Annotated in this window: 12 protein-coding genes; 4 read left to right on the forward strand and 8 right to left on the reverse strand. The window is 69.4% G+C overall.

The genetic code is table 11. The features are described from left to right. Nucleotides 1-215: 215 nt before the first annotated feature. From PKE44_RS04635 to PKE44_RS04655, 5 genes are all read right to left on the reverse strand, one after another. Nucleotides 216-1160, reverse strand: coding sequence for a branched-chain amino acid ABC transporter permease (locus tag PKE44_RS04635; RefSeq protein ID WP_324548527.1), 945 nt, complete (start codon nt 1158-1160; stop codon nt 216-218). Between the two features lie 30 nt (nt 1161-1190). Further along, nucleotides 1191-2075, reverse strand: coding sequence for a branched-chain amino acid ABC transporter permease (locus tag PKE44_RS04640; protein ID WP_324548529.1), 885 nt, complete (start codon nt 2073-2075; stop codon nt 1191-1193). A 68-nt stretch (nt 2076-2143) separates the two neighbouring features. After that, nucleotides 2144-3358, reverse strand: coding sequence for an ABC transporter substrate-binding protein (locus tag PKE44_RS04645; RefSeq protein ID WP_324548530.1), 1215 nt, complete (start codon nt 3356-3358; stop codon nt 2144-2146). An 88-nt stretch (nt 3359-3446) separates the two neighbouring features. Continuing rightward, on the reverse strand, nt 3447-4169 hold the full coding sequence (locus PKE44_RS04650; protein ID WP_324548531.1) for an ABC transporter ATP-binding protein: 723 nt from the start codon (nt 4167-4169) through the stop codon (nt 3447-3449). Then, a complete protein-coding gene (locus PKE44_RS04655; RefSeq protein WP_324548532.1) occupies nt 4166-4942 on the reverse strand; it encodes an ABC transporter ATP-binding protein in 777 nt (258 codons plus the stop codon). Before PKE44_RS04655 ends, PKE44_RS04650 begins: the two co-directional genes overlap by 4 nt. 455 nt (nt 4943-5397) lie before the next feature. Between PKE44_RS04655 and PKE44_RS04660 the strand changes: the two genes are divergently transcribed. After that, nucleotides 5398-5658 carry a hypothetical protein gene (locus PKE44_RS04660; RefSeq protein WP_324548534.1) on the forward strand — a complete coding sequence of 87 codons (261 nt, stop codon included), beginning with the start codon at nt 5398-5400 and terminating at the stop codon, nt 5656-5658. On the opposite strand, the gene PKE44_RS04665 is transcribed toward PKE44_RS04660, so the two are convergent. Together PKE44_RS04665 and PKE44_RS04670 are read right to left on the reverse strand one after the other, a co-directional pair. Beyond that, nucleotides 5613-6644 (reverse strand): Fe(3+) ABC transporter substrate-binding protein, encoded by a 1032-nt coding sequence (locus PKE44_RS04665; protein WP_324548536.1) that lies wholly within the window; start codon nt 6642-6644, stop codon nt 5613-5615. The two genes, PKE44_RS04660 and PKE44_RS04665, sit on opposite strands and share 46 nt — an antisense overlap. 117 nt (nt 6645-6761) lie before the next feature. Beyond that, nucleotides 6762-7775 carry a zinc-binding alcohol dehydrogenase family protein gene (locus tag PKE44_RS04670; protein ID WP_324548540.1) on the reverse strand — a complete coding sequence of 338 codons (1014 nt, stop codon included), beginning with the start codon at nt 7773-7775 and terminating at the stop codon, nt 6762-6764. Nucleotides 7776-7958: 183 nt separating this feature from the next. Here PKE44_RS04670 and PKE44_RS04675 point away from each other — a divergent pair, with 183 nt between their 5' ends. Next, a complete protein-coding gene (locus PKE44_RS04675) occupies nt 7959-8888 on the forward strand; it encodes a LysR family transcriptional regulator (RefSeq protein WP_324548541.1) in 930 nt (309 codons plus the stop codon). Nucleotides 8889-8895: 7 nt separating this feature from the next. Here PKE44_RS04675 and PKE44_RS04680 read toward each other — a convergent pair whose 3' ends face one another. Then, nucleotides 8896-9438 (reverse strand): DUF3305 domain-containing protein, encoded by a 543-nt coding sequence (locus PKE44_RS04680; RefSeq protein WP_324548537.1) that lies wholly within the window; start codon nt 9436-9438, stop codon nt 8896-8898. 215 nt (nt 9439-9653) lie between these two features. Between PKE44_RS04680 and PKE44_RS04685 the strand changes: the two genes are divergently transcribed. Both PKE44_RS04685 and PKE44_RS04690 read left to right on the forward strand, forming a co-directional pair. After that, nucleotides 9654-10559: a formate dehydrogenase accessory sulfurtransferase FdhD gene (locus tag PKE44_RS04685; protein ID WP_324548538.1), complete on the forward strand. Its 906-nt coding sequence runs from the start codon at nt 9654-9656 to the stop codon at nt 10557-10559. Further along, nucleotides 10556-11020, forward strand: a 465-nt coding sequence (locus tag PKE44_RS04690; RefSeq protein ID WP_324548539.1) for a DUF6505 family protein, incomplete at its 3' end; no start/stop codon positions are given. The genes PKE44_RS04685 and PKE44_RS04690, both read left to right, overlap by 4 nt.

Consider the following 11020-nt stretch of genomic DNA (forward strand, 5'->3'; position numbering starts at 1 on the left):
CGCAGGGAAAACGCAGCGCCCTGCCGCTGCCGGCTTCTCTCGCGCAGCAGCAGACAAAGCTCACGATGGCAGCGTGCCGCCTGCGTGCCGGCGGCCGCATCGGCAGTCAGGCAAAGGCCGTGGCCGGAGTCCGGACTTGCGGACTCCGGCACGGACGCGGCGCAGGCAAAGGCAGGCGGGGCGACGACAGACCTCTGCCGTCGCGATGCGGGGGTTCAGCGGATGTTGAAGGACTTGCGCAGCACTTCGAGCAGTTCGCCGACGAAGCCGCGGCGGAAGGCGAGCACGCAGATGACGAAGATCGCGCCGAGCACGACCGGTGCCGGCAGATAGGCGCCGATCGGGCTGGAGGCGAGGTAGTTCTGCAGGCTGACGACGGTGCCGGCGCCGACCACCGGGCCGAGCAGCGTGCCCATGCCGCCGAGCAGCGTCATCAGCACGACCTCGCCCGAGGCGTGCCAGTGCGCATCGCCGAGCGAGGCGAGCTGCAGCACGACGCTCTTGAGCGCCCCGGCAAGCCCCGCGAGGCTCGCCGACAGCACCATCGCCAGCAGCTTGTAGCGATCGACCTCGTAGCCGAGCGAGATCGCCCGCGGCTCGTTCTCCTTGATCGCCTTCAGCACCTGCCCGAACGGCGAGTGCACGGTGCGCTGGATCAGCGCGTAGGCGGCGACGAAGATGCCGAGCACGACGTAGTACAGCGTCAGGTCGTTGCCGAGATCGAGTCCGAAGAAGCTGCCGCGCGGAATGCCCTGCAGGCCGTTCTCGCCGCCGGTGAACGGCGCCTGCAGGAAGAAGAAGTACACCATCTGCGACAGGGCGAGCGTGATCATCGCGAAGTAGATGCCCTGGCGGCGGATCGCCAGCAGGCCGACCACGAAGCCGAGCGCACCGGCGGCGAGCGTGCCGAGCGCGAGGCCGAGCGGTGTCGGCAGGCCGAGTTCCTTCAGCACGTGACCGGTGGTGTACGCAGCCAGCCCGAAGAAGGCGGCATGCCCGAAGGACAGCAGCCCCGCGTAGCCGAGCAGCAGGTTGAACGCGCAGGCATAGAGCGCGAAGCAGAGCATCTTCATCAGGAACACCGGGTAGATGCCGAACGGCGCGATGAGCGCGATCAGCAGCAGGCCGGCGTGGATGGCATGGGTGTACTTGCCGTACATCGTTCGGATTCTCCTCGCGGGCCGGATCGGTCAGCGTTCCCGGCCGAACAGGCCGGCCGGGCGTACCAGCAGCACGATGGCCATGATCACGAAGATCACCGTGCTCGAAGCCTCGGGCCAGACGACCTTGGTCAGGCCCTCGACCAGGCCGAGACCGAGGCCGGTGAGGATCGAGCCGAGGATCGAGCCCATGCCGCCGATGACGACCACCGCGAACACGACGATGATCAGGTCCGAGCCCATCTTCGGGCTGACCTGGAAGATCGGCGCGGCGAGCACGCCGGCGAAGGCCGCGAGCGCGACGCCGAAGCCGTAGGTGAGCGTGATCATCATCGGCACGTTGACGCCGAAGGCCTGCAGCAGGCGCGGGTTCTCGGTGCCGGCGCGCAGGTAGGCACCGAGCTTGGTGCGCTCGATCACCAGCCAGGCGCCGAGGCAGACGACGACCGAGGCGACGATGACCCAGGCGCGGTACTTGGGCAGGAACATGAAGCCGAGATTGAGCGCCCCGCGCAGCGCCTCGGGCACGGCGTAGGGCTTGCCCGAGACGCCGTAGAGCTGCACGAACACGCCCTCGATGATCAGCGCCAGGCCGAAGGTCAGCAGCAGCCCGTACAGGTGATCCTCGCGGTAGAGCTTCGAGAGCAGGAAGCGCTCCAGCAGCATGCCGATGGCGCCGACCGCGATCGGCACGAGCAGCAGCGCGAACCAGTAGTCGATGCCGAGGTACTGCACGCCGAACCAGGCGAAGAAGGCGCCGAGCATGTACTGCGCGCCGTGCGCGAAGTTGATGATGTTCAGCAGCCCGAAGATGATCGCGAGGCCGAGCGACAGCAGCGCGTAGAAGGCGCCGTTGATCAGGCCGACGACGAGCTGCGCGAGCACGGCCGGCAGCGGGATGTTCAGGAAGTCCATGACGAGCCTCCGGCGCGGGGTTCAGGCGCGCACACCGGCGCCGCCGGCCGGTGCGCGCACGGAGGGGCTTACGACTTCCTGACCAGCGGGCACTTGCTCTCGGAAAGCGGCAGGTAGGCCTCGTCGCCGGGGATCACGCGCAGGATCTTGTAGTAGTCCCACGGCGCCTTCGACTCGGACGGCTTCTTGACCTCGGCGAGGAACATGTCGTGCACGAGGCGGCCGTCATCGCGGATCTTGCCGTGGCGCGAGAAGAAGTCCTCGACCGGGCCGGACTTCATCTGCTTGATGACGGTCGGGCCGTCATCGGAGCCGGTGGCCTCGATCGCCTTGAAGTAATGCATCAGCGACGAGTACACGCCGGCCTGCACCATGGTCGGCATCTTGCCGGTCTTCTCGAAGAAGCGCTTCGACCAGGCGCGGGTCTGGTCGTCGTAGTCCCAGTAGAAGCCGGTGGTCAGCGTCAGGCCCTGCGCGACCGGCAGGCCGAGGCTGTGCACGTCGGAGATGAACACCAGCAGGCCGGCGAGCTTCTGGCCGCCGGCGACGATGCCGAACTCGTTGGCGGCCTTGATGGCGTTGGTGGTGTCGGCACCGGCGTTGGCAAGGCCGATGACCTGCGCGCCCGAGGCCTGCGCCTGCAGGATGAAGGAGCTGAAGTCGCTCGCCGGGAACGGATGCTTGACCGCGCCGAGCACCTTGCCGCCGCTCGCCTCGACCACGGCACTGACGTCCTTCTGCAGGTTCTGGCCGAAGGCGTAGTCGGCGGTCAGGAAGAACCAGGTCTTGCCGCCCTCCTTGACCATCGCCGAGCCGGTGCCCTTGGCCATCGCGTAGGTGTCGTAGGTCCAGTGCACGGTGACGGGGTTGCAGTCCTCGTTGGTGATGCGCGAGGAGCCGGCCCCGGAGACCAGCACGACCTTGTTCGCGTTCTTGGCGATCTCCATGACCGCGAGCGCGGTGCTGGTGGTGACCAGATCGACGTAGGCATCGACCTTCTCGACATCGTTCCACTCGCGCGCCTTGTTGGCGGCGATGTCGGCCTTGTTCTGGTGATCGGCCTTCAGCATCACGATCGGCTTGCCGGCGACCTTGCCGCCGGCATCGGCGATGGCCATCTCGGCGGCGGCGACGACGCCGGGACCGGCAAGATCGGAGTAGGTGCCGGACATGTCGGTGAGCACGCCGATCTTGATCACGTCATCGGAGATCGCGGCCTGTGCGAGGGCGCTGCCCAGGGCAGCCGCGACGGCGGTGGACAGCACGGTGCGGAAGTGACGCATCGGGGGGTTCTCCTCTGGGTTTCCGGACGGAAAGGGCTGCGGGTGGTTCTTGTTGGAATGGCGCGTTCCGGCGCAGGGCACGAGCGGTTCAGACGCCGAGGCGCTGGTGCAGGGCTTCCATCTTTGCGGGCAGCTCGGCGCGCCCGATGGTGTCAACGACGCGGCCGTGCTCGATCACGTAATGCCGGTCGGCGAGTGGCGCGGCGAAGCGGAAGTTCTGCTCGACGAGGATCACCGTGTAGCCGCGCGACTTCAGCAGCGTCAGCACCTCGCCGAGGCGCTGGACGATGACCGGGGCGAGGCCTTCGGTGATCTCGTCGAGCAGCAGCAGGTTGGCGCCGGTGCGCAGGATGCGCGCCATCGCCAGCATCTGCTGCTCGCCGCCGGAGAGGCGCGTGCCCTGGCTTTTGCGCCGCTCGGCGAGGTTCGGGAACATCGCGTAGAGCTCCTCGACGCTCATGCCGCCCGAGCGCACGGCCGGCGGCAGCACGAGGTTCTCCTCGACCGAGAGGCTCGCGAAGATGCCGCGCTCCTCCGGGCAGTAGCCGACGCCGAGGTGGGCGATGCGGTGCGTCGGCCAGTCGATGATGTTCTGGCCGTTGAGGTGGATGGCGCCGCTGCGCCGGCCGGTGAGGCCGAGGATCGCGCGCAGCGTCGTGGTCTTGCCGGCGCCGTTGCGCCCGAGCAGCGTCACCAGTTCGCCGCGGCGCACGTCGAGCGCGATGCCGTGCAGGATGTGCGATTCGCCGTAATAGGCATGCAGGTTCTCGACGCGCAGCTGCTCGAAGTCGGGCTGGAAGGCGCTGGTCATGCGTGGGCTCCCGCGGTGTCATCGACGGCCTTGCCGATGTAGGCCTCCAGCACGCGCGGGTCCTGCGAGACGCTGGCGTAGTCGCCCTCGGCGAGCGTGGCGCCGCGCGCGAGCACGGTGATGCGATCGGCAAGCCGCGACACCACGCTCAGGTTGTGCTCGACCATCAGGATGGTGCGCCCCTCGGCGACGCGGCGGATCAGCTCGGCGACGCGATCGACATCCTCGTGGCCCATGCCCTGGGTCGGCTCGTCGAGCAGCATCAGCTCGGGTTCGAGCGCGAGCGTGGTCGCGATCTCCAGCGCGCGCTTGCGCCCGTACGGCATCTCGACCGTCACGGTGTCGCGGTACTGCGCCAGCCCCACGGCATCGAGCAGTTCATCGGCGCGGGCATCGAGGCGATCGAGCGTCTTCGGCGACTTCCAGAAATGAAAGGAAGTGCCGAGCTTGCGCTGCAGCGCGACGCGCACGTTCTCGAGCGCGGTGAGATGCGGGAACACCGCCGAGATCTGGAACGAGCGCACGATGCCGCGCCGTGCGATCTGCGCCGGCCGCTCGGCGGTGATGTCGGTGCCGTTGAACAGGATCGTGCCGCGCGTCGGCGTCAGGAACTTGGTCAGCAGGTTGAAGACGGTGGTCTTGCCGGCGCCGTTCGGGCCGATCAGCGCGTGGATGTGGCCGCGGCGCACCTGCAGGTCGACGTGATCGACGGCGACGAAGCCGCGGAACTCCTTCACGAGCCCGCGCGTTTCGAGTACGTGCTCTGCACTCATCTTCCCCTCGTGGCCGTCGTCGGCGGACGGCAGGCATGTGAAGCGAGCGAAACCCCGGACGCAGGCGCTGCGAAGCGCAGCGTGCGACGGCTTCTGTTGAATGGTTTTGAACAAGCGTAGACGGCGCCTGCCGGGTGCAAGCAGCGTTTTCAGGCAGTCCCGCGCGGGATCGGCTTGCGCGGGTCGAGCCTCCGGCGCCGGCTCCGGACGCGGCCCCGGCCCGATCCGGGCGGACTTGAGGCCCGGAATCGTGAAAAAAAGTTCAGAAGAGCCATGCCGGAGCTTGAACTGAAATGGTGCAACAGGATTAGATACACCCCGCCGGCAGCGCCCGCCGGCCCTCCCCGTTGCGAAGGAACGCCGACATGCTGCTGCTTTTGCTCCTCTGCTGTGTCCTGATCGGCAATCGCCTGATCATAAAGACCTTCAGCTCCCTGCTGATCCGCTGCCTGCTGATGCTGCCGCTGCTGATACCGCCGGCGGCGCTGCTGTGGTGGAGCTTCGGCAGCAGCCCGCTGCTGAACGAGCCGGCGATGCTGAGGCTGCGAGACCATGCCGTGCTGGCATTCCCGCTGACGCAGCTGCTGTATCTGAGCCTGCTCGCGCTCGCCCCGCTGATCGAACACCGCCTGCGCCGGCAGGCGATGTCCGTATCCGCAGTGCCCGAGGTTCAGCGGAATCCGACGCGGTCGAAGATCTTCAGCGCCTCGGCCTGATTCGCGGCCAGCACGCCGACCGACTGCGTGTCGGACTTGAACGGTCCGAGCTTCGCGAGCGCCGGGTTGTCGACCTTGACGCCGGCAACCGCCGGCCACTCGTTGTTGCCGTCGGCGAAGTAGACCTGCGCCCGGTCGCTCGCGAGGTATTCGAGGAACTTCACGGCCGCCTCGCGATTCGGCGCGTGCTTCAGCACGCCGGCACCCGAGACGTTGATGTGCGTGCCGTAGCTCGCCTGGTTCGGCCAGACCATGCCGACCTTCGCGACCACGGCCTGATCCTCGGGCTTGTCCGAGCGCATCAGCCGCGCGAGGTAATAGCTGTTCGAGATCGCCACGCCGCACTCGCCGGCCGCGACCGCCTTGATCTGGTCGGTGTCGCCGCCGCGCGGCGGACGCGCGAAGTTCGCGACCAGGCCCTGCGCCCACTCGGTCGCTTTTGCCTCGCCGAGATGCCCGATCAGTCCGGCCATCAGCGACAGGTTGTACGGGTGCGCGCCGGGGCGCGAGCAGACCTTGCCCTTGAGCTTCGGATCGGCGAGTGATTCATAGCTGGCGACATCGGCCGGATTCACCGAATCCTTGGCGTAGACGATGACGCGGGCGCGCGTCGAGAACGCGATCCAGGTCGGCGTGCGCAGGTACTCGGGGATGCGCGCGGCCAGCGTCTTCGATTCGACCGGCGCGAACAGTCCGAGCGCATCGGCCTTGGCCAGACGCGCGGCATCGACGGTGACCAGCACGTCGGCCGGACTGGCGGCGCCTTCGTTCTTCAGGCGCTCCAGCAGTTCGTCCTCCTTGCCTTCGATGCGGTTGACGCGGATGCCGGTCTGCTCGGTGAAACCGGCATACAGCGCCTCGTCGGTCTGGTAATGCCGGGCGGAATAGACGTTCAGCACCGGCGCATCGGCCGCGGCCGAGGGCAGGGCATGCAGGCCGAGCGCCGCAAACAGGGCGGCGCACAGCAGCGGAAATCGACGCGACATCGGACAGGACTCCTTACAGGTGATCGACCATTCGAGGGTCGGGCGGAGTCTGCCGAATGGATCTCCCGCTGTAAATGAGAACGGCTGTCATCCGCATGGCGATGACAGCCGCATGGCTCACCAGCCGGCCAGCACCAGCTTGCCGATGCCGGTGCCGCGCTCCAGCCGGCGGTGCGCCTCGCGCAGGTTGGCGGCATCGATGCGCCCGAGCGTCTCGCGCAGCGTCGTGCGCAGTTCCCCGGCATCGACGAGCCCGGCGACGCGCGTCAGCAGCCGGTGCTGCGCGATCATGTCCGGCGTGCCGAACTGCGCGCGCGTGAACATGAATTCCCAGACGAAACCGGCGCTCTTGGCCTTCAGCAGCCCGAGTTCGAGCGGCGCGCGGTTCTCGACGATCGCGCAGATGCGGCCCTGCGGCGCGATCAGCTCGCACATCACCGCCCAGTAGGCATCGGTATCGGCAAAGTTCGCGATCGCATCGACCTGCCGGAAACCGAGCGCTTCGAGCTGCGCCGGCAGCGGCTGGCGGTGATCGATGACGTGCGTCGCACCGAGCGCGCGGCACCATTCGATGGTTTCCGGCCGCGAGGCGGTCACGATCGTCGTCAGGCCGGCGCGCCGGGCGAGCTGGATCGCGATCGAACCGACGCCGCCGGCCCCGCCGATGATCAGCAGGCTGCGCCCGGCATCGGCCCCGTCCGCATCGAGGCCGAGGCGCTCGAACAAGGCCTCCCAGGCGGTGATCGTCGTCAGCGGCAGCGCCGCGGCCTGCGCGAAATCGAGCGAGCGCGGTTTCAGCGCGACGATGCGTTCATCGACGCACTGGAATTCGGCGTTGCTGCCGGGGCGCACGATGCTGCCGGCATACCAGACCTCGTCCCCGGGCCGGAACAGCGTCACTTCGCTGCCGATCGCCTCGACGGTGCCGGCGGCATCCCAGCCGAGCACGCGCGGCGTCGCTTCGATTGCGGCCTTCGGCGCCCGCACCTTGGTGTCGACCGGATTCACCGACACGGCGGCGACACGCACCAGCAGGTCGTGCGGACCGGGCTCGGGCCGCGGCAGCGTGCAGTCGATCAGCGACTGCGGATCGTCAACCGGCAGATAACGGGTCAGGCCGACGGCGCGCATCGTGCGGCTGTCCTGATCGCTGGGCTTCATGGCGGGGCTCCGGCATTCGTTGAAGGTGAGCACAGCCTGAAGCGGCAGGATCGCTTGATAAAGACGCAATCCGGCGATTCACTATCAAGAAATCCTTGATGATGCGCGCCCTGCACCAGGGCTTGCGCCGGCACAGCACGGCAGGAGACTCCCCTGGACCTGATCGACGATCTGAACCTGTTCGTGCGCGTCGTCGAGGCCGGCGGCATGAGTGCGGCGGCACGGGCGCTCGGGCTGTCGACGCAGATCGTCAGCCAGCGCGTGCAGCGGCTCGAAGCGCGGATCGGCGTGCGCCTGCTGCACCGCACGACCCGGCAGCTGCAGCCGACCGAGGCCGGCGAGCGCTTCCTGCGTCAGGCCCGCGCGCTGGTCGAGGACGCCGGGGCACTGCTCGCCGGCTTCAGCGCCGAGCGCGACCGCATCACCGGCACGCTGCGCATGACGCTGCCGGCCTCGTTCGGCCAGCGCCACGTCGCGCCGCTGCTGCCGGAGTTCCTGGCGCTGCACCCGCAGCTTGCGCTGTCGCTGCGCTTCAGCGACCGGCTCGTCGATCTCGTCGCCGGCGGCCTCGATCTCGGCATCCGCATCGGCACGCTGACCGATTCGACGCTGGCGAGCCGCCGGCTGGCAGCGAACCGCCGGCTGCTGTGCGCAAGTCCCGCCTATCTGGCCCGCGCCGGCCAGCCGCAAGACCCCGAGGCCCTGAGCGCGCACGAATGCCTGGTGCTGGTCGATGGCAGCGAGCGTCAGGACGACTGGCGGCTGTTCGGCCCCGGCGGGCGCGAGTGCCGCGTGCGCGTGCGCGGCCGGCTGGAGGCCGACCACGGCGGGGCGCTGCGCGAGGCTGCACTCGGCGGTCTCGGCATCGCGCTGAAATCGACCTGGGACGTGGCCGCAGACCTCGCCGCCGGCCGGCTGCTGCCGGTGCTGCCGGACTGGCAGCCGGAGCCGACCGCGATCTGGGCGGTGTTCCCGCAGCGCCGTCACCTGCCGCCGCGGGTGTCGGCCTGCATCGAGTTCTTCGCGGCGCGCTTCGGACCGCTGCCGCCCTGGGAGCGGATGCTGGCAACGCAGGCCGGCTGAGGAAGGCTCAGGACTGCGGGCCCGGACCGCCGCCCTCCTTCCAGTCCGTGCGCTGGCGCTTCCTGCGCGGTTCCGGCTTCCAGTACGCGGCGATCCACGCCTCCAGCCACGGCATGAGCCCGGGCGGCAGCGCGACGCGATGCACGGCCTCGCTCATCTCCTCGAGCGCGCTGGCGTGATCGCCGCAGGCGCTGACCAGAAACGGCTCGGGCGCGCCGTCCGCGCCGGGGCGGGTCGCAACGAACAGGCCCGGCTGCGTGCCATCGAGGTTGTGGCGGTAGCTTTCGGCCTCGTCCGGCCACAGCTGCAGCGTGAGCCCCCGCCAGATGCGCAGCTCGCGGCCATGGCCATCGTCGATGATCGCCGGTGCCGCGCTGGCGCTGGCCGGGTCACCGACCAGCACGGCCGCGCACTGCCAGCGATGATCGATCCAGCGGTTGCCGCTGACCGGCACGCGCTCCATCAGCACGGCGACCGGCACGCGGGCCGGCAGGGCATCGGCAGCGGTCCCCGCGCCTTCGGGCAGGGAACCGGGATCGGAGGCAGTCATGGCGGCAGCCCTCGGTGGCAGGAGCGCCCACGATACGCAATCGCCGTTGCGGCGCCAGTCGCAGCAGTGCGGACCGGATCGGGCAGGGATCGTGCTAATCATGGCCGCCCGCAGCCGGCGGCCTTCCGGATCGCGTCACTTTGACCCGGCAGATTTGCATCTGCCGGGGCGGGAAGATGCACTCTGTCCGCCTTCAGCCCTTGCGGAAGCGTTTCATGGCCACGCCCCCTGCCCGCCGCCCGCTGCTGAGCCACGCCGGCCGGCCCGCGCAATACCCGATCACCGTCGTCGACGAGAGCGGCACGGCGCGGGACATCCACATCCCGATGGAACGCGCGCTGACGCTGTACGTGGACCGGCGCGAGCTGGTGACGCTGATGACGCTCGGCCTCGAACCGGAGTGGCTGGCGCTCGGCTACCTGCGCACGCAGGGCCTCGTCGATGCGCTCGATGACATCGCCGCCGTGCAGGTCGACTGGGAGGTCGAGGCCGTGGCCGTGCGCACGCGCCAGGGCATCGAGGACTGGGATGCGCGCCTCGGCGTGCGCACCGTCACCACCGGCTGCGGCCAGGGCACGATGTTCGGCCGCCTCAGCGAGCGGGCCGTTTCGGTCCGCGTCGAGGCGCCCGTGCTGCGCCAGTCGCTGCTGTACGCGCTCGGCGAGCGGCTGCGGCTGCGCGACACGCTGTACAAGCACACCGGCTCGATCCACGGCTGCGCGCTCTGCGCCGGCGACGAGGTGCTCTGCTTCGTCGAGGACGTCGGCCGCCACAACGCCGTCGACGCGATCGCCGGCTGGATGTGGCTCGAAGGCGTCGAGGGCGCCGGCAAGCTGTTCTACACCACCGGGCGGCTGACCTCGGAGATGGTGCTGAAGACCGCGCAGATGGGCGTGCCGGTGCTGGTGTCGCGCTCGGGCACGACGCAGGCGGCGGTCGAACTGGCGCGGCGCATCGGCGTGACGCTGATCGGCCGGCTGCGCAACCGCCACTTCTTCGTCTATCACGGCGCCGAACGCGTGCGGTTCGACGCCGTGCCGCCCGCGCTGCCGCGCACGCAGGGTGGCAAGGAACACCTGCCGGCCGATGAGGCCGCACTGTCCCCGGAGGGCCGCCCATGAGCACTGATCCCTTCCTGCGCCGGCTGCTGCGCACCGTCGCCGACGACGGCAGTGCCGGTTTCGGACGGCGCGCGCAGCCGGGGGAATGGGCCGTGCCCGGCGCCTGTGCATTCGCCGCCGAGGACCCGGCGCAACTGCCGGCGGCGCGGGCCGCGGCCTTCGAAAGCGGCTTTCTCGGTCTCGGCTCGCAGGGCTGGAGCGCCGAGGTCGAGGTCGTCGACATCGATGCGCGCACGCTCGACGGCCTGACGCTGCGCCTCGCCGCCTGGCTGCGCGAGGAGGTCGGCGCCCCGGATCTCGACACCGCGCTCGCCGTCGCGCGCGAGGAACTCGACTACGCGCTGCAGCTCGCCGCCGACGCCGCACCCGGCTCGCGGCTGCGCGTGACGCGGCGCCTCCGCGACGGCGACATCCACGAGGAATACCGGCTGCTCGGCAGCGCGACGCAGCCGCAGACTGGG

The organism is Plasticicumulans sp. (assembly GCF_035331805.1).
Lineage (GTDB): Bacteria > Pseudomonadota > Gammaproteobacteria > Competibacterales > Competibacteraceae > Plasticicumulans.